The following is a 25,552-nucleotide window of genomic DNA, read 5'->3' as shown; positions in this document are numbered from 1 at the left end:
CCGCGACCGGGCGCACCGGCGGACGTTGCGCTTGCGTGCCGGCCGGTCGCGGCGTGACGGTCGCGCGCGGCGCGGTCTGCGTCAGCGCAGCGGTGGCCGGCCGCGCAGCGGTCGGACGCGGCCGGACGGGTTCGAATCCGACCGGAAGCGGGGCGGGCGCGGGGCGCGGCACTTGCGCGTTCGCGGCGGCGCGCGCGAGGCTGGCGGTGCTGCCGGTGGTCGGCGGCGGCATCGCGCTGGCCGGGATGGGGGCGGGCGGCACCGGCGTGCGCGGGGAGGCGGTCGGCTTCAGCCAGCCCGACGGCGCGACGGGTTCCGCAAGCGGGCGCGGGGGCGTCTTGCTGCGCGGCTTCGGTCGTGCCTGCGGATCGGGTTTCCACAATGTCGGGCGCGAATACCGGCCGTTCTGGCGCGGCGCCATCGAGTTGACGGTGTGCGCGGTGGTCGGTTGCACGACGTCGTCGTCGCGATGCAGCGCGCTGCGCGGCAGGTCGGCGATTCCGCGCGCGTCGTCGTCGCCGCCGTCGCGCGACAGCTTGACGCCGAACGACGTGTCGACCCATGCGGCGAACTGCCGCCAGCCGATGCCGGTCAGCCACGGCAGGCCGGCGAAGAACAGCACGACCATCGCGACCGGCGTGCCGACCGGGCCGAGCACGTGGGCGAAGCCGGCCGAGAACGCATGACCGAGCGCGTTCGTGTCGGGGCCCGACAGCGGGCTCGTCAGCGTGCAACTTGCGACGAATACCGCGGCGAAGCCGAGCCACAGGCGAATCGAGCCGCGACCGGCGAGTCCGCCGCCACCGGGCAGCATCGCCTGCACGAGACGCCAGAAGAGAAGGAGGAACCAGACGGCGGAGATGCCGAACCAGCCGAAGACAACCGTGTGCATGCTTTGAAACAGGAGTGGGGCGGGGCGCGCGGGGCGCGACCCGCCGAGTTTAACCGGCCGGCGAACAAGACTCTAACGCGGCGTGATTCCGATTCACGCCGCGCGACGCACGCGGCTGGCGCGTGCGCGTGGCGCGCCACGCGAAGGCGGTCGGTCGGCCTTCGCGCGCGCCGTACATCAGGGGCTCCGGTGCGTGAACGTCAGCGTTGCGCCGGCCTGGGTCACGATCTGCAATTGCTGGGGCGCACGCATCTGCACGCCGGTCTTCTCGACGTGGGCGAGCGCATCGAGGTAGGCGGCTTCGAGCTGGCCGCCGAGCGTGTTTGGGCAGGCCATCCGCGTGCCGGCGAGCGGGCCGAAGCTCAGCACGCCGTTCTTGATCGCGTAGGTGCCCATGTAGCGGTTGCAGCCGGAGAACCCGCTCGCGCGCCGGATGCCCGAATCGGTCGACAGCGCGAGCTTGATCGGTTCGCCGTTGTCGCCGTGCGGGATCGCGCGTGGCGTGCCGTCGGTGTTCACCCAGCTGGTGAGCTCCCAACTGGTGTCGTCGAGCAGCTGGACGGCGGCCGGGTTGTACGGGTCGGGCGCGGGGGCGGCGGAATCGGGATGGGTCGGCATCGCGCAGGCGGCGAGAAGCGTGGCAAGCGTCAGCGCGCAAAGCGGCGCGCGCAACGGGCGAAGCAGGCCGGTGCGTGCGCGTGCGGCCGCGGACAGGTGGGACATGAGCCTCGTTCCTCTTCGGATTCTGATCAAGGCGTAAGAGTAACGCACCCGCCCCGCGGCAGGCGAGCCGACACTTCGCGCGTGAAAACGTTCGCAGCCCGCCCACGGGATCGCGCGGCGCGGCGTGGGCGCGACCAAACCGCCCAAACCGGCCCGGATGCCCGTGTTAACATCGAAGCCGTTTTCGTCCTCCAACAGAACCAGCGGGAAATCACATGCAGATCGGTCAGCGGCTCGGTACGCCGCTTTCACCCTCGGCCACGCGCGTCATGCTGCTCGGCGCCGGCGAACTCGGCAAGGAAGTCATCATCGCGTTGCAGCGCCTCGGCGTCGAAGTCGTCGCGGTCGATCGTTATCAGGATGCGCCGGGCCACCAGGTCGCCCATCGCGCGCACGTGATCGACATGACGGACCCGGCCGCGCTGCGGGCGATCGTCGAGGCCGAGCGCCCGCATTTGATCGTGCCCGAGATCGAGGCGATCGCCACCGACGCGCTCGCGGCGATCGAGGCGGCCGGCCTCGCCGAGGTGATCCCGACCGCGCGCGCGACGCAGCTCACGATGAATCGCGAAGGGATCCGCCGGCTCGCGGCCGAGGAACTCGGCCTGCCGACGTCGCCGTATGCGTTCGCCGATTCGTTCGAAGCCTTCAGCGCGGCCGTCGCGAAGATCGGCATGCCGTGCGTCGTGAAGCCCGTGATGTCGTCGTCGGGCAAGGGGCAGTCGGTCGTGAAGACCGACGCCGACGTGAAACCCGCGTGGGACCATGCGATGGCGGGCGGGCGCGTGAACCACGGCCGCGTGATCGTCGAGGGCTTCGTCGATTTCGACTACGAGATCACGCAGCTGACCGTGCGCGCGATCGACCCCGCGACGCTCGACACGCGTACCTACTTCTGCGAGCCGGTCGGCCACGTGCAGGTGGCGGGCGACTATGTCGAATCGTGGCAGCCGCAGCCGATGCGCGCGGCAGCGCTCGCGAAGTCGCGCGAGATCGCGCACAAGGTGACCGAGGCGCTCGGCGGGCGCGGGATGTTCGGCGTCGAGCTGTTCGTGCGCGGCGACGACGTCTGGTTCTCCGAGGTGAGCCCGCGGCCGCACGATACGGGCCTCGTCACGCTCGCCTCGCAGCGCCAGTCGGAATTCGAGCTGCACGCGCGGGCGATTCTCGGGCTGCCGGTGGATCCGGCGCTCGGCACGCCGGCTGCGTCGGCGGTGATCTACGGCGGGCTCGACGAGCGCGGGATCGCGTTCGAAGGCGTGCGCGACGCGCTCGCGGTGCCGGGCGCGGACCTGCGCCTGTTCGGCAAGCCGGAAAGTTTTGCGAAGCGACGCATGGGCGTCGCGCTGGCGACCGGCGCGAGCGTCGACGAAGCCCGCGAACGCGCGAAGCGCGCGGCCGCGGCCGTCCGGCCCGTGTCGGCACGCTGACGGAACGAGGAGACGACGATGGCGTCGAGATGGTTGCGTATCGGAAAGCTGGGCGCCGCGCTGGCGCTCGTCGCGAGTCTCGCGGGCTGCGGCCTCGCGGCCGCGCCGTGCCGCGTGGCGTCGGCCGGGCTCAAGATCGTGCCGCTCGTCGGCCATGTCGCCGCCGCGCCGACCGATGCGTGCGCGGACGTGATCGATCCCTGATTCCGGCAACCGGCGTGCTAACCCGCCACCCCGATAAACAATAACCGCGCGCCCCGCGAGGGCGCGTTTCCACCCGTCTCGTGAGAGGACCTGCATGATTCGCCAAACCTTCGCTGCGCTTGCGCTCGCCGGTACCGCCGTTTCCGTCGCGCATGCCGCGCAACTGACCGTCGAAGAGATCGACGCCGACGCGCGCCAGCAAACCGTCTACCAGTGCGCGAATCACAAGCAGCCGGTGCGCGTGTCGTACTGGCTCGCGGGCAACGGCCAGAGCTTCGCGCTCGTGCCGGTCGACGGCAAGCAGATGCTGTTCGTCGATACGGTGTCGGCGTCCGGCGCGCGCTATCAGGCAGGCCGCTATACGTGGTGGACGAAGGGCAAGGAAGCGACGCTGCGCGACGAGATCGCCGACCCGAAGTCGCCGCCGCTGCTGGGCGACTGCGTGCAGGTCGAGAAGAAAAAGAAGAAGGGCTGATCGGCGGGCACGATCGCGGAGCGTATTCGCCACCCGTGTTGACCGGCTGTCGGGCTGGCGGCGCACCTGTCGATACGACGCTTAGAGATCGAACCCCTAATATCGTGTGCCGGCCGAGTCGGATAACCCGATCGGCCAGCCGTTCGCCCGCGCGGGCCTTGGGCGGGCCTGGGCGGCCCCGCCGCGCGAACCGCCGCCACGGCCGTTCGCGGCTTGTCACGGACAGATGCCCGCACGGTGCTACAATACGGCCCTTTCCGCCGGCATTCGCGCCGAACGGAGTCCGCACGGCCTGGCGTCCAGCGTTCGCATTGAACCGGTCCCAAGCGCCAGAGCGGCGCCGCGCGGCGCGCCGCGGCTCCGTCTATTTCCGAATTGTGATGAGCGCAGGCCCGGCTGGCCTGACGCACGATGTCCCCGCCGCGCCTTTTGAGCGAAACGCCACCATGTCCGATTCTGTCGCCAAGCCCGTCGACGCAACCTTCGATCAATTCGGCCTTGCCGCCGATATCCTGAAAGCCATTGCGGAGCAGGGCTATACGACGCCGACGCCGATCCAGGCGCAGGCCATTCCGGTCGTGCTCGCCGGCCGCGACGTCATGGGCGCCGCGCAAACGGGCACCGGCAAGACCGCGAGCTTCTCGCTGCCGATCATCCAGCGTCTGCTGCCGCAGGCCAACACGAGCGCGTCACCGGCGCGCCACCCGGTGCGTGCGCTGATCCTCACACCGACCCGCGAACTCGCCGACCAGGTCGCCGCGAACGTGCACGCGTATGCGAAGCACACGCCGCTGCGCAGCGCGGTGGTGTTCGGCGGCGTCGACATGAACCCGCAATCGGCCGAACTGCGCCGCGGCGTCGAGATCCTGATCGCGACGCCGGGCCGCCTGCTCGACCACGTGCAGCAGAAGACGGCGAACCTCGGCCAGGTGCAGATCCTCGTGCTCGACGAAGCCGACCGGATGCTCGACATGGGCTTCCTGCCCGATCTGCAGCGCATCCTGAACCTGCTGCCGAAGGAGCGTCAGACACTGTTGTTCTCGGCCACCTTCTCGGGCGAAATCAAGAAGCTCGCGTCGACCTACCTGCGCAACCCGCAGACGATCGAGGTCGCGCGCAGCAACTCGACGAACGCGAACGTCACGCAGATCGTCTACGACGTCGCCGAAGGCGACAAGCAGGCGGCCGTCGTGCAGTTGCTGCGCGATCGCGGCCTCAAGCAGGTGATCGTGTTCTGCAACAGCAAGATCGGTGCGAGCCGCCTCGCGCGCAATCTCGAGCGCGACGGCGTGGTCGCATCGGCGATCCACGGCGACAAGACGCAGATCGAGCGGATGCAGGCGCTCGACGCGTTCAAGCGCGGCGAGATCGAGGCGCTGGTCGCGACCGACGTGGCCGCGCGCGGTCTCGACATCGCCGAGCTGCCGGCCGTGATCAACTTCGACCTGCCGTTCAGCGCGGAAGACTACGTGCACCGGATCGGCCGTACCGGCCGCGCGGGTGCGACGGGCGACGCGCTGTCGCTGTGCAGCCCGAACGAGCGCAAGCAGCTCGCCGATATCGAGAAGCTGATCAAGCGTCCGCTCGAAATGCAGACGCTCAAGCTCGACAAGCCGGCGCGCCATCGTCACGACGAGCGCGGCGGGGAGCGTGGCGGTGAGCGCGGTGGCGAACGGGGCGGTCGGCGCGATCGCGACGAGCATCGCGGTGCCTCGGGCCGCCGGTCGTCGGGCAGCGCCGAGCGCGGTGGCCATCATCGCCGCCACGAAGCGCCGGTCGACGATTTCTTCCTGAAGCCGTACGAGCCGTCGGCGTCGGCGAAGCAGCCGGACGACGCGCAGCCCGCGCAGCAGCCCGAGAAGAAAGGGCCGAAGCGCCAGGTCGCCGCGCTGCTCGGCGGCTTCGGGATGCCGCGCAAGCCGTCGGCATAAGGCGGGCCGAGTGGGTTGGGGCGGCGCGTGAGCGCTGCCGGACAAGCGGGTACATGTGACGAGCATGTGCCCGTTTTTCATTGGGCGAGGCGATCGGGGCGGGGCGTGTGCGAGCTATTGCTTGCCGCGTGCGGGAGGAGCTTTCGATGCCGAGTCGTCGGCGGACGTGGCTTTCGCCTTGCTTTCATGCGGCTGGATTCGGTGCTGACCGAGACAGGCGCGTCGTCGGCGTGGGCCGGCGTCGTGCAAGCGATTCAACCGGCACGCGGCCCGAAGCGACGCGCCCATGCATCGGTCGCGGCCGCGTAGAACGCGTCGATCGTATGGACCGGCCGATCGCCATCGGCCGCCAAACCGAGATGCGCGGCCGCGGCCCGCAGCGCCGGCAGCGGATCGTCGCGTCCGAGTGCCGTCGCGCCCGTCTGCTTGCTGAGCTTTTCGCCGTTGGCATCGACGACGACCGGCACGTGCAGGTACGCGGGAGTCGGCACGCCGAGGCAGCGCTGCAGGTAGATCTGGCGCGCGGTCGAATCGAGCAGGTCGGCGCCGCGCACGACGTGCGTGATGCCGGCATCGGCATCGTCGACGACGACCGCGAGCTGATACGCCCATTGGCCGTCCGCGCGTTTCAGCACGAAATCGCCGACTTCGGTCGCGAGGTTCTGCGATTGCGCGTGCTGCCAGCGATCGTCGAACGTGACGACCGCATCGTCGCCGTCCGGCACGCGCAGCCGCCATGCGCGCGCGGGCTTGCCGTGCAGGCCGGTGCGGCAGGTACCCGGATACGCGAGCGTCGTATGGCGTTCATGGGCGGCGCGCAGCGAATCGGCGATTTCCTTGCGCGTGCAGCCGCACGGATAGACGAGCCCCGCCGCGACGAGCCGCTCGAGCGCGGCCGTGTAGGCCGCATCGCGCGTACTCTGCCAGACGGGCGGTTCGTCGGGCGTCATGCCGAAATGCGCGAGGGTCGCGAGGATGTCGTCGGCCGCACCGGGGACCGTGCGCGGGCCGTCGAGATCCTCGATGCGGACGAGCCATGTGCCGCCGTGCGCGCGGGCGTCGAGCCAGCTTGCGAGCGCGCCGACCAGCGAGCCGAAGTGCAGCGGGCCGGTGGGCGACGGCGCGAAGCGGCCGCGATAGCCGGGATTCATCGCGGGGCGCGGTGCGACGCGCCGTTACGCGGCGCTGGCTGCCTGCGCGCAGGCCGGGCACGACTTGCCGGCCACGTAGCTCGGCGATCGTTGCGCTTCCGGCGTGACGACCGCGCGGCACGCGAAGCACGTGACGTTCTCGGTCGGCTGGAGCTGCGGGTTCAGCGCGGTGCGGTAGTCGAACACGAAGCAGTCGCCGTGATAATGCGCGCCGCCGACTTCCTCGAAGTATTTCAGGATCCCGCCTTCGAGCTGGTACACGTTGTCGATGCCGATTTCCTTCATGTGGATCGCGGCCTTCTCGCAGCGGATGCCGCCGGTGCAGAACGACACGACCGTCTTGCCTTCGAGGTCGGCGCGGTTCGCGTCGATCACTTCCGGGAATTCGCTGAACTTGTCGATCCGGTAGTCGAGCGCGTTGTCGAACGTGCCGACGTCGACCTCGAACGCGTTGCGCGTGTCGAGCATCACGACCGGGCGGCCGGTATCGTCGTGGCCGCGATCGAGCCACGACTTCAGCGTGCGCGCGTCGACGAACGGCGCGCGGCCGAGTTCCGGCTTGATCGCGGGCTTCTTCATCGTGATGATCTCGCGCTTCAGGCGCACGAGCATGCGGCGAAACGGCTGCGAGTCGGACAGGCTTTCCTTGAACTGCAGCGTCGCGAACTTGCCTTCGAACAGCGGATCGTGGCGGATGTACGCGATGAATGCGTCGGTGGCTTCGCGCGTGCCGGCGATGAACAGGTTGATGCCTTCCGGCGCGAGCAGGATCGTGCCGCGCAGGCCGAGTTCGTTGCAGCGGGCGGTGACGAGCGGGCGCCATTGCTCGTTCGCGTCGAGCGATACGAAGTGGTAGGCGGCGAGGTTGACGATGGTCATGATGGTCCGACGGGAAAACGGCCGCCCGGCGGCCCGCAAAAAAGGGTGCGAAGCCGGGGCGCTGATTCGAAAAACCGTATTATCCCGCAAACGGCGCGGGCGTCGGTACCTGGCCGATCGGCCAACCGCGCGACGCGTCGCCGCGTGCATCGGCCGAACGGCCAAAGCGGGCATTTTTTGGGCAGCCCGCGCGGCGGGGCGGCTACAATAGCGCCCATGTCAGATCCTCGCTTCGTCCATCTTCGCGTTCACTCCGAATTCTCGATTGCCGACGGCATCGTGCGCATTGACGACATCGTCAAGGCGGCGGCCGCGGACGGTCAGGGCGCGCTCGCGCTCACCGATCTCGGCAACGCATTCGGCCTCGTCCGTTTCTACCAGGAAGCCCGCGGCAAGGGCATCAAGCCGATCGCCGGCTGCGACGTCTGGATTGCCAATCCGGACGACCGCGACAAGCCGTCGCGGCTGCTGCTGCTGGTCAAGGACAAGGTCGGTTACCTGAATCTCTGCGAGCTGCTGTCGAAGGCGTGGCTCACGAACCAGTATCGCGGCCGCGCGGAACTCGACGCGAGCTGGCTCGACGGCGAGCTCGCGCAGGGGCTGCTCGCGCTGTCGGGCGCGCAACAGGGCGATATCGGGCTTGCGCTGGCCGCGGGCAACGAAGAAGCCGCGCGCCGTCACGCCGAGCGCTGGGCGAGGGTGTTCCCGGGCGGCTTCTACATCGAGCTGCAGCGTTACGGCCAGCCGGGCGCCGAGGCGTACATCCAGCAGGCGGCGACGCTCGCCGCGTCGCTGAAGCTGCCGGTCGTCGCGACGCACCCGACGCAGTTCATGACCGACGACGATTTCACCGCGCACGAGGCGCGCGTGTGCATCTCGGAAGGCGACATCCTCGCGAACCCGCGGCGCCAGAAGCGTTTCACGACCGACCAGTATTTCCGCACGCAGGACGACATGGCCGCGCTGTTCGCCGACCTGCCGTCGGCGATTGCCAATACGGTCGAGATCGCGAAGCGCTGCAACCTGAAGCTCGAGCTCGGCAAGCCGAAACTGCCGCTGTTCCCGACGCCGGACGGCATGTCGCTCGACGACTACCTGGTCCAGCTGTCGAAGGAGGGGCTCGAAACCCGCCTCGCGCAGTTGTATCCGGTCGAAGCCGAGCGCGACGCGCAGCGCGACACGTACTACAAGCGCCTCGAATTCGAGTGCGGGACCATCACGAAGATGGGCTTCCCCGGCTACTTCCTGATCGTCGCGGACTTCATCAACTGGGCGAAGAACAACGGCGTGCCGGTCGGCCCGGGCCGCGGCTCGGGCGCCGGTTCGCTGGTCGCGTACGCGCTCGGCATTACCGACCTCGATCCGCTGCGCTACAACCTGCTGTTCGAGCGCTTCCTGAATCCGGAACGCGTGTCGATGCCCGACTTCGACATCGACTTCTGCCAGCACGGCCGCGATCGCGTGATCCAGTACGTGAAGGAGAAATACGGCGCGGACGCCGTCTCGCAGATCGCCACGTTCGGCACGATGGCCGCGAAGGCGGCCGTGCGCGACATCGGCCGCGTGCTCGACCTCGGCTACATGTTTACCGACGGCGTCGCGAAGCTGATTCCGTTCAAGCCCGGCAAGCACGTGACGATTGCCGACGCGATGAAGGAAGAACCGCAGCTGCAGGAGCGCTACGACCACGAGGACGAAGTCCACCAGCTGCTCGATCTCGCGCAGCGCGTCGAGGGCCTCACGCGTAACGTCGGGATGCACGCGGGCGGCGTGCTGATCGCGCCCGGCAAGCTGACCGATTTCTGCCCGCTGTACACGCAGGGCGACGACGGCGGCGTGGTCAGCCAGTACGACAAGGACGACGTCGAAGCCGTCGGCCTCGTGAAGTTCGACTTTCTGGGTCTCACGACGCTGACGATCCTCGACTGGGCCGAGCGCTACATCCGCCGTCTCGATCCGTCGAAGGCAGACTGGTCGCTCGCGCAGGTGCCGCTCGACGATCCGGCGTCGTTCCAGATCCTGAAGAAGGCCAACACGGTCGCGGTGTTCCAGCTGGAAAGCCGCGGGATGCAGGGCATGCTGAAGGATGCGCAGCCCGACCGCTTCGAGGACATCATCGCGCTCGTGTCGTTGTACCGGCCGGGCCCGATGGACCTGATCCCGAGCTTCTGCGCGCGGAAGCACGGCCGCGAGAAGGTCGAATACCCGGATCCGCGCGTCGAACCCGTCCTGAAAGAGACCTACGGCATCATGGTCTATCAGGAGCAGGTGATGCAGATGGCGCAGATCATCGGCGGCTACTCGCTCGGCGGCGCGGACTTGCTGCGTCGCGCGATGGGCAAGAAGAAGCCCGAGGAGATGGTCAAGCACCGCGAGATCTTCGCCGAGGGGGCCGCGAAGAACGGCCTCACGCGCGAGAAGTCCGACGAGATCTTCGACTTGATGGAGAAGTTCGCGGGCTACGGCTTCAACAAGTCGCACGCGGCCGCGTATGCGCTGCTCGCGTATTACACCGCGTGGCTGAAGGCGCACCATCCGGCCGAATTCATGGCGGCCAACATGACGCTCGCGATGGACGACACCGACAAGGTGAAGATCCTGTTCGACGACTGCGTCGTGAACAACCTCGCCGTGCTGCCGCCGGACATCAACCAGTCGCATTACCGGTTCGAGCCGGTCGCGGAAGCCGACGGCAAGCGCTCGCGCACGATCCGCTACGGCCTCGGCGCGGTGAAGGGCAGCGGCCAGAACGCGATCGAGGAAATCCTGCGCGCCCGCGAGGAAAAGGCGTTCACCGACCTGTTCGACTTCTGCGAACGGATCGACCGGCGCGTCGTCAACCGCCGCACGGTCGAGGCGCTGATCCGCGCCGGCGCGTTCGATTCGCTGAATCCGAACCGTGCGCAACTGATCGCGTCGGTGCCGCTCGCGATGGAAGCGGCCGACCAGGCCGAAGCGAACGCGATGCAGGCCGGCCTGTTCGACATGGGCGCCGAGTCGCCGCACGCGCATGCGCTCGTCGACGAACCCGCGTGGGACGACAAGCGCCGCCTGCAGGAAGAAAAGGCCGCGCTCGGTTTCTATCTGTCCGGCCACCTGTTCGATGCGTATCGCGACGAAGTGCGGCGGTTCGTGCGGCAGAAGGTCGGTGACCTGAAGGAAGGGCGCGACAAGCTCGTCGCCGGCATCATCGCGTCGCTGCGCACGCAGATGACGCAGCGCGGCAAGATGCTGATCGCGCTGCTCGACGACGGCACGGGCCAGTGCGAGATCACGATCTTCAACGAACAGTTCGAGGCGAACAAGGCGCTGTTCAAGGAAGACGAGCTGCTGATCGTGCAGGGGCAGGCGCGCAACGACGCGTTCACCGGCGGCATTCGCTTCACGGCCGATACCGTGATGGATCTCGAACGCGCGCGCAGCCGCTACGCGCAGGCCGTGCGGCTGACGATGAACGGCAACGCCGACGCGCTCGCGCTGCGCCGTGTGCTCGAGCCGCACGTGTCGAAGGACGATCCGGCCGCCGCGAACGTGATCGAAGCGCCCGCGCCGCGCGGCGGCGGGCGCGATGGCGGTCGGCGCCCGCAGGCGCCGCTGCCGAACGGGCTCGCGGTGCAGATCCACTACAGCAACGCGCGCGCGCAAGGCGAAATGCGTCTGGGCGATGCCTGGCGCGTGAAACCGAGCGACGTGCTGCTGGCAGAGCTGCGCGCGGCGTTCGACGGTAGTTCCGCCGAAATCGTCTACTGAATGATTTTCGATTCAAATTCCTTGAGGGCACCTTGAGCGTCAAGCCTACTCTTAGCAAACCCATAGGCGGGGAAGACGCATCGTCGCCCGTGGTCGTCGCGCGCCGCCTTTGGCCGTACCTGAAGCCGCTCCTGTGGGTGATGGTGGCGGGCGTCCTCGCGATGGCCGTCGTCGCGGCAACGGAAGCCGGGATTCCGGCGTTGCTCAAGCCGCTGCTTGACCGCGGCTTCGGCACGAAGGGCGACGTGACCGCGAAGCTCTACGTGCCGATCGCGGTCGTCGGTCTCGCGCTGGTGCGTGCCGCCGCGCAGTACGCGTCCAACTATCTGCTTCAGTATGTCTCGAACCGGATCCTGCTCGACCTGCGGATCGAGATGTTCAACCGGATGATTCACACCGGCGTGTCGTTTTTCCAGCGCGAGACCGCGAGTACGGTGATCAATGCGGTCGTCTTCGAGGTCAACCAGGTCCTGAACGTATTGCTGGGCGTGTTGATTACGCTCGTGCGCGATTCGTTGACGGTGGTCTTTCTGCTGGGTTATCTGTTCTATTTGAACTGGCGACTGACACTGATCGTCGCCGTGTTGCTGCCGTGTATCGGCTGGCTCGTCGGCAAGATCAACCGGCGTTTGCGCCGGTTGAACCGCGAGCACCAGATGCTGACGAACCAGCTCGCGTACATCGTCGAGGAGACCGTCGGCGGCTACAAGGTCGTCAAGATCCACAACGGCGAGCAGTACGAAATCAGCCGCTTCAACGAATTGAGCCGGCGTCTGCGCGGCTATTCGATGCGAATGATCGTGTCGGGTGGGCTTGCGCAGCCGCTCACGCAGTTTCTCGCGTCGATCGCGCTGGCCGTCGTGCTGACGATTGCCGTCGTGCAGTCCGCGAACGACCAGACGACGGTCGGTGGCTTTGTCGCGTTCGTCACCGCGATGCTGCTCATCATTTCGCCGCTCAAGCACCTGATGGACGTGAACCAGCCGCTGCAGCGCGGGATGACGGCGGCCGAGCTGATCTTCGGCCTGATCGACGAGCCGCGCGAGCCCGAAGGCGGCGGCAAGCCGCTCGAGCGGGCCACCGGCCGGATTCGTTTCAACGACGTGTCGTTCGCGTATCACGCCGGCATCGGCAAGCCAACGCTCGACCGCGTGTCGTTCGACGTGGCGCCTGGCGAGATGATCGCGCTCGCAGGGCCGTCAGGCAGCGGCAAGACGACGCTTGTCAACCTGATGCCGCGCTTTTTCGATCCGACGTCCGGAGAGATTCTCGTCGACGGCGTCGCGTTACCCGAGTATCGGCTACGTGACCTGCGCGACCAGATTGCGATGGTGAGTCAGGATGTCGTGCTGTTCAACGACACGATCGCGAGCAACGTCGCGTACGGCCAAACCCCCGACCGCGAACGCGTGACGGCGGCGCTGCGCGCCGCGAATCTGCTCAGTACGGTCGAGGCGATGCCCGACGGGCTCGACACGCTCGTCGGCGACAACGGCATGCGCCTGTCGGGCGGCCAGCGCCAGCGTCTCGCGATTGCGCGCGCGATCTACAAGGATGCGCCGATCCTGATTCTCGACGAAGCGACGTCGGCGCTCGATTCGGAATCCGAGCGTCACGTTCAGGCGGCGCTCGAGACGCTGATGAAGGGCCGCACGACGCTGGTGATCGCACATCGGCTGTCGACGATCGAGCGTGCAGACCGGATTCTCGTGATGGACGGCGGCAGAATCGTCGAGAGCGGCAGCCACGCGGCGCTGCTCGCATCCGGCGGCCTGTATGCCCATCTGCATCGGATTCAGTTCCAGCAGGAGGCCGGGTGAGCGTCGTGCGGGCCCGTGTCGCGCGTGCGGAGATGAAGATCGGCCTGTCGGCCAATGCGCTGAAGCACGGGGGCGGCCTCGAGCGCTACGCGATCGATATCGCGCGGGGAATGGCGGAGGCGGGCGTGACGCCCGCGTTCTTCGCGCGCTCCGTCGACGCGTCGATTCCGGAGGCGCGGCTCGTCGAGCCGCATCGGATCAACGTCTCGTTCCTGCCCGGCAAGGTGCGCGACGAATGGTTCTCGTGGCGGCTCCGCGGTGCACGCCGCGCGGCCGACGTGGATGTGCTGATCGGCTGTAATCGGGTCGCCTGCTCGGAGATCGCGATTTGCGGCGGCACACATCGAGGGTTCTTGCGCGCGATCGGCCGCGCACCGGGCTATTTCGACCGGCGCCAGATTGCGCTCGAGAGCCGGCAGTACGCGAATGCGCGCTATGTGGTCGCGCATTCGCAGATGATGCGCGACGAACTGCGCACGCTGTACGGCGTCGACGACGCCAGGATCCGCATGCTGTATCCCCCCGTCGATGCGCAGCGCTTCACGCCTGTCGGCGACGACGAGCGCACCGCGTTGCGGCGCCGCTTCGGTTTCGGCGAGCGCGACGTCGTGCTGCTGTTTCCGTCGAGCAGCCACGTGCGCAAGGGCTTGCCGCTGATCGAGGCCGCGCTGCAGGGGACGGACGCGTCGATCGTCGTCGCGGTGGCCGGCCGCCCGCCGGAGCGGACCTCGGCGCAACTGCGCTACATCGGCTACGTGAAGGACATCGAGGACGGATACCGCGCGGCGGATTACACGATCCTTGCATCGAAATACGAGCCGTTCGGGCTGGTCGGCATCGAGTCAGTGATGTGCGGGACACCCGTGATCTTGCCGCCCACGCTCGGCTGCCATGACGTCATCGCGGACCATGCGAAGCTGACGTTCGCAGCCGACGATGTCGAGGCGCTGCGCGCCGTGCTGGCGACGGCCGCACAGCGCGTGCGAGCCGGCGACCGGGCCGCCGTCGCGCGCGACGCGGTAGGTTACGACCCGGGCGTGCGCCATCATGTCGAGCAGTTGCTCGCGCTGGCCCGCGAGGCGTGGGCGCCGGCGTAGCGGTCCGTCCCTGTAAGGGGCAATCTGTCAGACGGCTTCCGGTTCGGGCGCGCGAGGGGGCGATGGTATACTCTGGCGGCCTGTTTGGGTGGTGCGGCTGGCTATTCCGCTCCGGTGATTCGTGCCGGTTGATCGGCGCGATTTGCTCCGTGCAAATACTTATTCAATTCACAATGATCATGGTGATTCGTGTGGCGACTCGGCTGTTCATCGGGCCGATCCGCGTCGCGAATTTTGCCATCGAGACAGCCCGCTGTTAACGATGAGCCGCTTCCCCGGACGTATCCACATCTTCGCGCGGGCTCTGCCGAGATTGCTGTTCAAGCCGCTGCGGCGCAAGCCTCGGCAACTGGCGAGCATTTTCGTCGCGCACCATCTCCTGCTCGGCGATACGCTGTTGCTGACACCGTTGCTGGCGAAGCTGCGCGAACAATATCCGCACGCGCGCATCGCGCTCGCGTGTCCGAAGGCGATCGCACCGTTGTATGCGGGCGAGCCGTTTGGCGTCCAGGCGTTGGCTTTCGATCCGCGTGACCCCGTGTCGGTGCGCCGCTTGCTGGCGTCGGGGCCGTACGATCTCGGCCTCGTCGCGGCGGATAACCGTCACAGCTGGCTGGCGCTCGCGGCCGGCTGTCGCTGGATCGTCGCGCACGACGGCGATGCCCCGGCGTGGAAGAACTGGCCAGTCGACGAACGTCGTCCGTATCCCGATGCGCCGGCCGCGTGGGGCGACCTGATCGCGGACCTGGTCGACGGCGGCCCTCCGCGCGCATACCGGCCGGGCGACTGGCCGGCGCCGCCGCCGAGCGTCGCGTTGCCAGCGGCGCTTCGGGAGCGGCCCTACGTGGTGCTGCATCCGGGTGCCAGCACGATGGTCAAGCGCTGGCCGATCGAGCGCTGGCGAGCGCTGGCGGCCGACATGGAGGCGGGTGGCTATCGGGTGGTGTGGAGCGGCGGCAAGAGCGAAGCCGACCTGATCGAGCAGATCGGGCCGCACGCCGGGCAGCCGAACTTTGCCGGGAAACTCGGTCTCGCCGATCTTTGGCATCTCTATGCAGGCGCTCGGGCAGTTGTCTGTCCCGACACGGGCGTCGCGCATCTCGCGCGCCTCATCGGCGTACCGACCGTCGCGCTGTTCGGGCCCGGCAGCGCGCTGGTTCACGGTGCCGGACGTTACTGGCGCGACGTTCCGTTCGTCGCCGTAACGATCGCGGACATGCCATGCCGCGATCAACCGTATATTTTCCGGCGTCACGTCCAGTGGGTCAGGCGATGCGATCGCGACGCCACGACATGCGTCGCGTGGCACGACGGCTCCGCGGGCTGCATGAGCGGGCTGTCGGTGGATGCGGTACGTGGCGCACTGAAACACGTTCTGGTGCAAGTTCGATGACGGCTATTGCGGCGCGTATGGAGCGTCTTCTGTGGATTGGCTGCCCCGTTCTGATGTTCGCCATCATGTTCGGGCACATGGCGGCGTTCGTGAATTGCAGCATGGTGCTGGTCGGGATTGCGCTGATCGGCGCCGCGTGCGGGCGCGACCGGCCGGCGGTGTTCCGGTGGCCGTTGTTCGTCCCGATCGTCGGCTGGGCGGCGTGGAGTTTCGCGGCCACCCGCTGGTCGGTGTTCCCGGACGTCAGCCGGCATGCGTGGCTCGACGAGGTCGTGTATCCGCTGCTGTCGTTCTGGGGCTTCTGGCTGTTCGGCACGCGGGTCGAGCGGCCCGAACGCGTCACGCTGACCGTCTGGCTCGCGTGCGCGTTGCTCGCCGCGGTCAGCGTGATCTACTGGGGCAAGCTGCAGCCGCCGACACCCGAAACGTTCCCGTTGCGGTTCTATGCGCGGGTGGGGCATACGAGTACGCTCGTTGCGTTCGCCATGGCGTTGTTCTGTGCGTTCTTCGTGCCCAGGCGCGGCTGGCGCTGGTTCGGCGTGTCGGGACTCGTGCTGTGCGGGATGGTCGGGCTTGCCAGCCTCAACCGCTTCTTCTGGCCTGCTGCCGCGGTGGTGTTGCTGATCGGCCTTTATCCGCTGTACCGGCATCATCTGCTGCTGGCGGGGCTGGCAGTGGTCGTCGTCGGCGCCGGTGCGATCGGCACGCTCGAAATGAGCGCGCGGCTGCGCTATCACGATTCACCGCCGCCGCTGGCCGCATCGCGCGACGTCTCGATCGCCGGCGTGCGTCTGTATGTGCCGCCCGGCATGACGGCAGTCGGCGACACGCTGTCGTCGGACACGCGGCCCAAGCTGTGGCGGTTCTATGACGAGCAAGGTAGCCGTCACAAATGGCTGGGTATCGGTTTCGGCAAACCGGTGCCGGGAATGGCCTACCGCAGCGAGATGCCGCCCGAATTGCTGGCACTCGAGCCGCAGGCGCTGACGCACGCGCACAATCTTTTCCTGAATACGTGGCTACAGACCGGGCGCATCGGCCTGGCAATGCAGGCACTGTTGCTGGCGGCGCTCGCATTCGCGTTCTGGCGACTGCGGAAGGCTGATCCGTGGATTGCGGCGGGCGGCATCGCGCTCGTGGTCGGGATGGTCACGAAGAACCTGGTGGACGATTTCATGTGGCAGACGACGATCCTGGCATTCTGGGCATTTGCCGGGCTGGTGCTCGGGCATGGCGAGCGACGCGCACGCGTGCGTCGCGCGCAGCCGGGGAGCGGATCGTGAACGCCGTCGCGAGCCGCGCGGAAGCCGGCCCGTCGATCGCGAACGGCAAGCCCGTGCGATTGCTGTTCCATATCGACGACTTCGGGCGGGGCGGTACCGAAACCGCGCTGGTCGCGTGGCTGAACGCGCTGGATCGCCGCCAGTTTGCTCCCGCGTTGTCGGTTGCCTTCCCGACCGACGATCTCGATGCGCTGCGCCGCAGCGGCGCGATTCCGGCCGACGTGCCGGTTCACGTGCTCGCGACGGCGCGCTGGTCGCATGCGTTGCACCAGCTCGAGCGCCGCCGCCGGTTGCGCTTCGGCGAAAAGCTGCTGCACAAGCTGACGACCCATGCGGCGATTCGCCGGCTGGTCGCGCGACGCTTCCTGCAGGTCGCCTCCGGCTACGACCTCGTCTGCGATTACGATTTCTCGCTGCGGCGGATTGCCGGCCGCGGTACCGCGCCGTGGTTGGGCGTCAGCCACTACAGCTTCGTCGCACGCTTCGGCAAAAAAGGCGACGCGTACATGGCGCGGCGCACGCGCCAGTACGCGCGCTACGCGGCGATCGCGGTATTGACGCCTGCGATGCAGCACGAAGCCGAGAAGATGTTCGCCGGCTCCGGCGTGCGGGTCGTCGAACTCCCGAACGTGATCGACATCTCTGCGATCCGGCAGCAAGCAACGGCGTCGGTCGAGTGGCCGGCCGAACGGTTCGTCGTGTCGGTCGCGCGGCTCGACGAAGGGCAGAAGGATCACCGGACACTGCTGCGCGCGTATGCGCAATGGCGTGCTCGCCGGCCGGACGCGGTAGATCTCGTCCTGCTTGGCGACGGGCCGGATCGCGCAGCACTCGAGCAGCTTGCGGACGAACTGCGGATTCGCGATGCCGTGCATTTCATGGGCTATTGCGCGAATCCGTTTCCGTACGTTCGCGCCGCCGAAGCGCTCGTGCTGAGCAGCCGCTACGAAGGGTTCGGCATGGTGCTCGGCGAAGCGATGGCGCTCAGCACGCCGGTGCTCGCGGCCGACTGCCCGACCGGCCCGCGCGACATGCTCGACGACGGCCGCGCAGGCCTGCTCGTGCCGGTCGGCGACGTCGATGCGATGTCGGCGGCGCTGGAACGCCTCGTGACCGACGCGGACGTGCGGGCGGCGCTCGCGCCTTGTGCCGCGGCACGGATCGCGACGTTCGACGTGCCGGCGGCGAACCGGCGTTTCGCCGCGCTCGCCGCCGACCTGCTCGCGGCGGCGCGCTGAGCCGGCAGCATGGTTCGCGCCGCGCGATTTCGCTAAAATGGCCCGCTTCCGTCAGTCGATACCCGCCGTGACCGCTTCCCTTACGTTCGATACGCCGCCGCGCAGCATTCTCGTCACCTGCACCCGCCGGATCGGCGACGTGCTGCTGGCGACGCCGCTGGTCCGCTCCCTGAAGCGGCGCTGGCCTGACGCGCAGATCGACATGGTCGTGTTTCGCGGCACCGAGGGCGTGCTCGAGCACAATCCCGACATTCGTCGGGTGATCGTCGTCGCGCAGCGCGCGAAGCCGCGCGAGCGGTTCGCCGACGCGGCCAGGCTGTGGCGGCGCTACGATCTCGCATGCGCGGCGATCAGCTCCGATCGTGCCCGTTTCTATACGTGGTTCGGTGGGCGTCGGCGCGTCGGGCTCGTCGATCCGGAGCGGATCACGCGGCTGACGCGTTTCATGCTGGACGGCATTGCGCTCAATCGCCACGGCGATGTCCATACGGTGACGAGCAGTCTCGCGATTGCAGAAGTGCTCGGCGTGACGCCTTGCGCTGAAGTGGTCGCGCCCGGCATCGGCACCGATCCGGCGCGCGTCGCGCAATTCGACGCACTGCTGTATGGGCCGGCCGCGCTGTCGCGTACTCGAGCGCACATCGTGCTGCACCTATCCCCGATGTTCCGTTACAAGCAGTGGCGCGAGGACGGCTGGGTCGAACTGATCCGCTGGGCCCGCGCAAGCGGCTTCGACGTCGCGCTGAGCGGTGGGCCAGGCGCGGCGGAGGTCGACTATGCGCAGCGGATCGTGGCTGCCGCGGGCGAGCCGGTCGCGAATTTCGTCGGGCGCCTGACGTTCGGCGAGACCGCCGAACTGATTCGCCGCGCACGGCTGTTCGTCGGGCCGGACACCGGCGCGACGCACGTCGCCGCCGCGTGCGGGACGCCGACGCTCGCGCTGTTCGGACCGTCCAACCCGGTGCGCTGGGGGCCGTGGCCCGCCCACTGGCCCGCTCACGACGAGCCGTGGGCGCTGCGCGGTTCGGCGCAGCGCGGCAACGTTTACCTGATGCAGGGTGACGGCGACTGCGTGCCTTGCAAACTCGAAGGCTGCGACCGTCATCTGGAAAGCTGGAGCCGCTGCCTGACGGAGCTTTCCGCGCAGCGCGTGATTGCCGCCGCGGCGGCGCTCGTCGAAGGCCGTCCGGTGGTGGAGGCGCCGCGCGAGTCGATCATCGACGTGTCGGCCTTGCCGCGCGGCGGCGTATAACCGGTGCGCCATCGGCGCACCTTTCGGCCGCTGCCTAGCGGCGCGATGCGGGTTCAGCCGCGCCGTCGTGCGCGAGCTTCAGGAAGCGGTAGTACACCGTCTCCGCATTGAACACCGCGATCATGAATCCGGCCCGCCCGTCGAGGAACCCGCGACGCAGCACGTAGGTCCGCACGAACGCCCACACCCCCCGCCGGATGGCCTTGCCGACCGTCGCCCGCTCGCCGGCCGCGCGGCGTTGCCGCGCACCGGCGCTCGAATACGCGTCGAGCTTGCGCAGCACCGCGTCGATGTCGTCGTACGAGTAGTGGTGCAGCTTCCCGTCGAGCCGCGCGACGCGGCCGTCGAACACCAGCCGCTCGTGGACGAGGTCGTCCGAGAAGCGGGCGGTGTCCCGCCGGAACAGGCGCGGGATCCAGTCCGGATACCAGCCGCTGTGATGCACCCAGCTGCCGCAAAACGCCGACAACCGGTCGATGGCGTACACATCGGCCTGCGGGGCGCGCAACGCCGCACGGATCGATGCGGCGAGCTCGTCCGACACGACTTCGTCGGTGTCGATCGACAGCACCCAGTCCGTCGACAGCGCTGCGAGCGCGCGATTCTTCTGCGGGCCGAAGCCCGGCCAGTCGGCGGCGACGATCACCCGGGCGCCGTGTGCGCGGGCGATCTCGACGGTGTCGTCGGTGCTGCCGCCGTCGACGACCACGATGTCGTCCGCAAAGGCGAGCGCGTCGAGGCACTGCGCGAGCCGGCGGGCCGCGTTGTGGGCGATGATGGCGACGCCGAGCGTAGGTTCAGCCATGAAAAATCGTACGGATCGAAGGTGAGCGAGAGTATACCCGCTGCCTCGTGCGTGGCGCCGCACAACCGGCGGGCCCCGCGAGGTGTGCTAGCCTTGTGTGCGGCCGGCGTCATCCCGGCGCCGGCGGTTCGACGGGAGGTGGATGATGGTAACAAGGCACCCGATTCTTGCCGTTGTGTTCGTGGCCGCCGCGTTGGCGGCGCCGACGTTATCCAGCGCGCAACAGGACGACCACGGGCATGGGCATGGCAATGGCCATGCGTATGGTCACGGCAAGCACGACATGCGCAAAGGGCCCGGCCGCGTTGAAGACGTACCGCCGCGCTGGGCCGACCAGCCGCGCCGCGAGTGGCACAAGGGTGACCGGCTTCCTCCCGAGTTCCGCGACCGCCAATACGTGATCGACGACTGGCGCGGCTATCACCTGAGTCCGCCGCCGCGCGGCTATCAATGGGTCGGCGTCGGCGGGGATCACCTGCTGGTGCAGATCGGTTCCGGCATCGTGCTGCGAATCGGCGACTGACCTAGCCCGCGGCCCGGCATGGATGGCGATGCCGCGATGCGCGCCGGGCCGCCGGATTAGCGCGTCACTTTGCCGCCGCGCGGCGGAACCAGCGCCGTTCGATTCTCGACATCAGCCAGCACACGCCCAGCGCGCATACCGTGCCGAGCGTCACTTCGCCGAGCCGGATCAGCGGAACGTCCCACAGCGGTCCGTTGCCCGGGAACAGCAGCACGATCGTCGCGGTCACGCCGCCGAGCCGCGCCGCGCTGCCGACGTTCAGGCACCAGCAGCAGACGATCACGACCGCGACCGTGAGCGCATACGCGACGAGGCGATCGCCGCCCAGCGCCGCGCCGGCGAAACCGAGTACGCCGCCGACCATCGCGCCGATGAACTGGTCGCGCGACAGCGACATCGTGTCCGAGTAGTTGTGCTGCGTGACGGCGATCGCGGTGATCGCCGCCCACACGGCCTGCTCGGTATGCATCGCGCGGCCGATCGCATACGCGAGGCACGCGCCGCAGACGGCCTGCAGCGCCATCAGCGCGCCTTGCGTGAGCCGCTCGCTGAATGACAGCCCCTTGAACAGATCGAAGATCGACTGCTGGATCTGCTGGCGGGCTTCGTTGAGTGTCCTGATCGTATCCATCGTGCGTCGGCCAAGAAGCGGGTGGCGGCGGGCCGCCGTCAATGCGCCTGTTCGGGCGAGGCGGCGGCCGGTTCGTCGGCCGTCGCATCGCCATTCTCGACGCGGGTTTCGGGCATCACGAGCCAGACCAGCAGCACCGCGAGCGCGCCCGCGGCCGCGAGTCCGAAGAAGCTGACCGCATTGCCGAAGTGATCGGCGACGTAGCCGGCCACGGCCGTGCTGAGCGTCGCGCCGATCCCGGCCGCGAGCCCGAACAGCCCGATACACAGGTTGTAGCGGCCCTTGCCGCCCGCGACGTCGGCTGCGATCAGCGGCAGCATCACGCCGAACACGGCCGCGCTGATGCCGTCGAGCATCTGCACCGGCACGAGCAGGTACGGGCTGCTGACGCCCGCGAACAGCAGCGCGCGCACCGGCAGCGCGGAGAAGCCGAGCAGCAGGATCGGCCGGCGCCCCCAGCGCTGCGCGGAGCGGCCGACCCACGGCGACAGCATCGCGACGATCGCCTGCGGCACGATGATGCACGCGGCGATCACGAGCTGCACGTTCTCGCCCATCCCGGCCGTGACTTCGCCGGCCGCGAGGTTCAGCATCGCGGCGTTCGACAGGTGGAACAGCACGACGCAGGCCGCGAAGATCAGCATCCGGCGGTCGCGCAGCAGTTCGAGCAGCGTTTCGCGCTCGCCGGCTTCGTCGAGGTCGTCCGGCTTCGACGACTGCGGGATCACCTGGTGCGTCGGCTGGATCATCGCGAGCGCGAACAGCGCGGGCAGCGCCAGCACGGCGGTCAGCCAGAACACCGCGCGCGCGGAGAAGTATTCGCCGGTCAGCCCCATCAGCCCGGCCGCGACTGCACTGCCGATCGACGCCCAGCGCGCGTTGCGGCCGAGCCGGTCGCCGAGGTCGGCGCGGCCGACGAGCGAGAACGAGATCGCGGCCATCGCCGGCACCAGCATGCAGCTCGCGAAGCCGTGGAATACCTCCGCGGCGATCACCGGCACGATCGTCGGGCTCGACGCGAGCAGGACCGCGGACAGGATGATGGCCGCGATCGCCCACGCGGCCGCGCCTTTCTTGTTCTTCAGCGCATCGACGGCGGCGCCGCCCGGCACCTGGCTGACCATCGCGCTGATCGTGCCGATCGACAGCACCATGCCGATCTCGCCCTGCGTCCATTTGTGCGACGCGAGGTAGGACGCGATGAACGGACCGAACCCGGTTTGAACGTTTGCAACGAAAAAGTTGAGCCAGTCGAGGGCCCGGAGACTGCGAACGCTGACGGAATGCTTGATCGTCATCGGGTGGCACTCGCAGACGAAGCCGGCGCGGCCGGGACAACGGGCGGGAAGACCGCGACGATCGGCTTGTCGGCCGCGTAGGGCGGCGATGCCTTGATCTGGGCGTCGTTCAGGTCGAGCTGCGGGTGCAGCGCCTTGTCGCGCGTGACGAAGCGCAGCGCGCCCCAGCTCGCGGCGATCGAACGGCGGTCGGTATTGACGAGCCCGCCGAGGTCGAGCACGACGGCCTGCGGCTGTGCACCGCGGTCGATCAGCACGTCGACGATGCGGCCGATCTTCGTGCCGTTCGGGCGCTCGACATCGCTGTCGAGCATCGGCAGCCGCGTCGTCGGCGACGCCGCGGCCGAACCCGACAGCGGCACCGCCTTCGGTCGCGCGGCCGGCGGCAGGTCGCCCGACGGGACGTCGAGCACGATCGGCTCCTGCTTGCCGCCCGGCGTGAAGCGGAACACGTTCCACGGGAAGATGACCTTGCGGTCGCCGATGCCCATGAAGCCTTGCAGGTTGACGATCATCTCGCGCGGCTTGCCGCTCGCGTCGACCACCATGTCGACCGCGCGGCCGACCACCTTGCCGTTGCGGCGCGCGACTTCGCTGTCGAGCAGCGCGTGGATCTGGGTACGGTCGAGCGGGCGCGTCGCGACGATCGGCGGGGGCGGAGGTGGCGGCGGGGTCGGCGATTCGGGGCGCTGCACGGGTTTCGGCCGCGTCACCTCGCGGTGCGGCTTCTTCGGCGCTTCCGGCGTTTCCGGTTGCGTCGGCGCCGGCACGGGCGGCATCGTCAGCGGCTCGCCGGCGGTCTCCTCGACCGGCTCGACGAGCGCCTCGCTGATCGGGGCGGGCGGGTTCTGGACCGGCAGCAGCCCGCAGCCGGACAGCAGCGCGGCGGCGGCGAGAATCAGGAAGACCGTCGACGACGGCAACGACTTGCGGGATGCGGGAAACGGGAGTCCGCCGCTCATTGACACTCACTCCATGGGTCGGGGGCGGCCCGAGGGCACGCGGCTGGCGATGGATGGCGGGTGCGGGCGGCGCACCACGCGAGGTGAGAGTTTAACGTGTCTTGCTTTCAGGACCGATTTCGATGGCCTGTTGCAGGCGGACCGTCGGGAAAAGGAAGGGATCGGACGCGGGCGGACGACCGCGGAAACCGTCGGAGATGCGGTTGCGGCGCCCGAGCGTCGACGACGCGGCGGGCGCCGCATGGCGTGTTGCTTATTTGACCAGCGAGCCGAGCGTCGTCGTCAGCGGGGCGAGCACGCCACCCGTCTTCGACAGCGCGCCGGTGCCGCTGCCGCCCGTCAGCCCCGCGACCGGCGCGCCGCCGGTCGCGCCCGACACGGCGGCCGTCACGGTGCCGGCCGCCGACGTGAGCGCGCCTGCCGGGTTGCCGCCGCCCGTTGCACCGCCGAGTGCACCCGTCGACAGCAACCCCGTCACCGGTGCGAGCGGGCTCGTCGCGGCGCCGCCGCCGCCGAGCAGCGCCGTGCCGGCGGTGGCGACCGTGTTGCCGGTTGCCGTCACCACGTTGCCGACGCCGGTCGTCACCGGGTTGCCGCCGGTTTTCGCGATCGTCGTGCCGGCGTTCGCGACACCGTTGCCGACCGTCGTCACGAGGTTCGTGAGCGGCGCGCCGAGCGGCGTGCTCGACGCGACCGTCTGCGTGATCGAGCCGACCTGCGTCGTGATCGGCGTGATCGCCGAACTGGCGGCGCCCGTGACCTGCGCGACGGGGCCGGTCGACAACTGCGTGCCGAGCGTGGCGCCGCCGCCGGCGATCGTGTTGCCGAGCGTCGTGATCGCGCCGCCGACGGGCGACGTGACCGGCGCGAGGGGCGCCAGCGCCGACCCGCTGGCGCCGAGGCTGGACACCACGCCGCCGGTCGCCGCGACCGCGTCGCCGAGGTTCGTGACCACGCCGCCCGTGCTCGCGACCGTCGTGCCGACCGGATTCGACGACGCGCCGAGCTGGCCGAGCCCGGCGCCGAGACCGGTGCCGAGCGTGGTGACGGCCGCGCCGACGTCCTGCACGACGGTGCCGAGCCCCTGCATGGTCGCCGCGTTGGTGCCGGGCACCGACTGGCTCGCGATCACCGCGCCGCCGCCCGACACGGTGCCGCCCGCGGCGGTCACGATGTTGCTCGACGCCGCGGTCGTCTGGCCGACGCCGTTGGCGGACGTGCCGCCGGAGCCGTTGCCCGTGCCGCCGGTCGTGGCCGTCGTGTCGCCCGATCCCGACCCGCTGCCGCCGGTGCCCTGGCTCAGCGAGCCGGAGCCGCCGCACGCGGACAGCGACATCAGCGCCGCGGCGCCGGCCGCGATCATGATCATTCGGAGTCCTGCTTGATGAAGGGTGGGCGTGTTCATGTCGTCCTCGTCTCGATTATGGAAATGGATCTCAGGCAGCCTTCGTGTGCGTCGACGTATCGTCGCGACGGAAGCAAGGCGTCGGGCGCATCGTTGTTGTCTCCCTGATTGACCTGTCGCCGTGTCGCGTTTTCGCCTGAGTCGGAACCCGGAGCGCCTGCAGGACGAATCGTTTGAATTCTTTCGTCTTGCTTGCCGATCGTGCCGAAAACCACCGGATTCGTGCGATCAGAGTAGGTCCGTCGACACGAGCCGTCTTTTAACGATCGTTAAATTGAAGTAAGCGTCCGATTCACTGCGGAAATCGGGGTAATCACGGTCGACGCGGCGCGAATCGTGTGAGCCGGTGCCGGGGAGGAGAGGGGCGGCGGAAGGGGAAACACGCGACGCCGGCCTGGCCCGCCGTGATG

At 68.7% G+C, this 25,552-nt stretch carries 20 protein-coding genes and 1 pseudogene; 12 read left to right on the top strand and 9 right to left on the bottom strand.

Annotation, left to right across the window (positions count from 1 at the left end):
* Positions 1 to 892 (bottom strand): annotated as a pseudogene (locus MMB92_RS17530) (DNA translocase FtsK); the annotation flags it as partial.
* Between the two features lie 177 nt (positions 893 to 1,069).
* On the bottom strand, positions 1,070 to 1,615 hold the full coding sequence (locus MMB92_RS17525; protein ID WP_277562814.1) for an META domain-containing protein: 546 nt from the start codon (positions 1,613 to 1,615) through the stop codon (positions 1,070 to 1,072).
* Positions 1,616 to 1,830: 215 nt separating this feature from the next.
* On the opposite strand from MMB92_RS17525, the gene purT reads away from it, so the two are divergent.
* The 4 genes from purT to MMB92_RS17505 all read left to right on the top strand — a co-directional run bounded on the left by purT (position 1,831) and on the right by MMB92_RS17505 (position 5,655).
* Positions 1,831 to 3,045: a formate-dependent phosphoribosylglycinamide formyltransferase gene (purT, locus tag MMB92_RS17520; RefSeq protein WP_006497053.1), complete on the top strand. Its 1,215-nt coding sequence runs from the start codon at positions 1,831 to 1,833 to the stop codon at positions 3,043 to 3,045.
* Between the two features lie 18 nt (positions 3,046 to 3,063).
* Positions 3,064 to 3,249, top strand: coding sequence for a DUF6726 family protein (locus MMB92_RS17515; protein ID WP_006497052.1), 186 nt, complete (start codon positions 3,064 to 3,066; stop codon positions 3,247 to 3,249).
* Positions 3,250 to 3,343: 94 nt separating this feature from the next.
* On the top strand, positions 3,344 to 3,724 hold the full coding sequence (locus MMB92_RS17510) for an MliC family protein (protein WP_006497051.1): 381 nt from the start codon (positions 3,344 to 3,346) through the stop codon (positions 3,722 to 3,724).
* A 380-nt stretch (positions 3,725 to 4,104) separates the two neighbouring features.
* The gene (locus MMB92_RS17505) at positions 4,105 to 5,655 is read left to right on the top strand and encodes a DEAD/DEAH box helicase (RefSeq protein WP_034178288.1); all 1,551 of its coding nucleotides are present in this window, start codon (positions 4,105 to 4,107) and stop codon (positions 5,653 to 5,655) included.
* A gap of 254 nt (positions 5,656 to 5,909) precedes the next feature.
* On the opposite strand, the gene gluQRS is transcribed toward MMB92_RS17505, so the two are convergent.
* Together gluQRS and MMB92_RS17495 are read right to left on the bottom strand one after the other, a co-directional pair.
* A complete protein-coding gene (gluQRS, locus tag MMB92_RS17500) occupies positions 5,910 to 6,806 on the bottom strand; it encodes a tRNA glutamyl-Q(34) synthetase GluQRS (RefSeq protein WP_124632956.1) in 897 nt (298 codons plus the stop codon).
* 24 nt (positions 6,807 to 6,830) lie between these two features.
* Complete coding sequence (locus tag MMB92_RS17495) at positions 6,831 to 7,685, bottom strand: sulfurtransferase (protein ID WP_006489627.1); 855 nt, start codon at positions 7,683 to 7,685, stop codon at positions 6,831 to 6,833.
* 216 nt (positions 7,686 to 7,901) lie between these two features.
* On the opposite strand from MMB92_RS17495, the gene dnaE reads away from it, so the two are divergent.
* The 7 genes from dnaE to MMB92_RS17460 all read left to right on the top strand — a co-directional run bounded on the left by dnaE (position 7,902) and on the right by MMB92_RS17460 (position 19,518).
* Entirely contained in the window at positions 7,902 to 11,435 is a 3,534-nt protein-coding gene (gene dnaE, locus MMB92_RS17490) for a DNA polymerase III subunit alpha (RefSeq protein WP_006489624.1), read from the top strand.
* Between the two features lie 32 nt (positions 11,436 to 11,467).
* Entirely contained in the window at positions 11,468 to 13,255 is a 1,788-nt protein-coding gene (gene msbA / locus MMB92_RS17485) for a lipid A export permease/ATP-binding protein MsbA (RefSeq protein ID WP_277562813.1), read from the top strand.
* A 32-nt stretch (positions 13,256 to 13,287) separates the two neighbouring features.
* Entirely contained in the window at positions 13,288 to 14,352 is a 1,065-nt protein-coding gene (locus tag MMB92_RS17480) for a glycosyltransferase family 4 protein (RefSeq protein WP_012492745.1), read from the top strand.
* Positions 14,353 to 14,614: 262 nt separating this feature from the next.
* On the top strand, positions 14,615 to 15,745 hold the full coding sequence (locus tag MMB92_RS17475) for a glycosyltransferase family 9 protein (protein ID WP_277562812.1): 1,131 nt from the start codon (positions 14,615 to 14,617) through the stop codon (positions 15,743 to 15,745).
* A gap of 53 nt (positions 15,746 to 15,798) precedes the next feature.
* Complete coding sequence (locus tag MMB92_RS17470) at positions 15,799 to 17,028, top strand: O-antigen ligase family protein (RefSeq protein ID WP_006497044.1); 1,230 nt, start codon at positions 15,799 to 15,801, stop codon at positions 17,026 to 17,028.
* A complete protein-coding gene (locus MMB92_RS17465; RefSeq protein WP_277562811.1) occupies positions 17,025 to 18,266 on the top strand; it encodes a glycosyltransferase in 1,242 nt (413 codons plus the stop codon). Before MMB92_RS17470 ends, MMB92_RS17465 begins: the two co-directional genes overlap by 4 nt.
* A gap of 37 nt (positions 18,267 to 18,303) precedes the next feature.
* Positions 18,304 to 19,518 (top strand): glycosyltransferase family 9 protein, encoded by a 1,215-nt coding sequence (locus MMB92_RS17460; protein ID WP_062911284.1) that lies wholly within the window; start codon positions 18,304 to 18,306, stop codon positions 19,516 to 19,518.
* A gap of 34 nt (positions 19,519 to 19,552) precedes the next feature.
* Here MMB92_RS17460 and MMB92_RS17455 read toward each other — a convergent pair whose 3' ends face one another.
* On the bottom strand, positions 19,553 to 20,323 hold the full coding sequence (locus tag MMB92_RS17455) for a glycosyltransferase family 2 protein (protein WP_006489606.1): 771 nt from the start codon (positions 20,321 to 20,323) through the stop codon (positions 19,553 to 19,555).
* Between the two features lie 142 nt (positions 20,324 to 20,465).
* Between MMB92_RS17455 and MMB92_RS17450 the strand changes: the two genes are divergently transcribed.
* Complete coding sequence (locus MMB92_RS17450) at positions 20,466 to 20,846, top strand: RcnB family protein (RefSeq protein WP_077175819.1); 381 nt, start codon at positions 20,466 to 20,468, stop codon at positions 20,844 to 20,846.
* A gap of 64 nt (positions 20,847 to 20,910) precedes the next feature.
* On the opposite strand, the gene MMB92_RS17445 is transcribed toward MMB92_RS17450, so the two are convergent.
* The 4 genes from MMB92_RS17445 to MMB92_RS17430 all read right to left on the bottom strand — a co-directional run bounded on the left by MMB92_RS17445 (position 20,911) and on the right by MMB92_RS17430 (position 25,142).
* Entirely contained in the window at positions 20,911 to 21,477 is a 567-nt protein-coding gene (locus MMB92_RS17445; protein ID WP_060211828.1) for an FUSC family protein, read from the bottom strand.
* Between the two features lie 38 nt (positions 21,478 to 21,515).
* Positions 21,516 to 22,775 (bottom strand): MFS transporter, encoded by a 1,260-nt coding sequence (locus MMB92_RS17440; protein ID WP_006489615.1) that lies wholly within the window; start codon positions 22,773 to 22,775, stop codon positions 21,516 to 21,518.
* On the bottom strand, positions 22,772 to 23,737 hold the full coding sequence (locus MMB92_RS17435) for a PRC-barrel domain-containing protein (RefSeq protein WP_006497038.1): 966 nt from the start codon (positions 23,735 to 23,737) through the stop codon (positions 22,772 to 22,774). Before MMB92_RS17435 ends, MMB92_RS17440 begins: the two co-directional genes overlap by 4 nt.
* A 253-nt stretch (positions 23,738 to 23,990) precedes the next feature.
* Positions 23,991 to 25,142, bottom strand: a complete 1,152-nt coding sequence (locus tag MMB92_RS17430; protein ID WP_265225455.1) for a collagen-like triple helix repeat-containing protein — start codon at positions 25,140 to 25,142, stop codon at positions 23,991 to 23,993.
* Between the last annotated feature and the right edge of the window lie 410 nt (positions 25,143 to 25,552).

Source organism: Burkholderia sp. IO2, from assembly GCF_029522185.1.
In the GTDB taxonomy this organism is placed as follows: domain Bacteria; phylum Pseudomonadota; class Gammaproteobacteria; order Burkholderiales; family Burkholderiaceae; genus Burkholderia; species Burkholderia cenocepacia.
The sequence above is the reverse complement of the archived record's forward strand: the minus strand, read 5'-3'. Positions and strand labels throughout refer to the sequence as shown.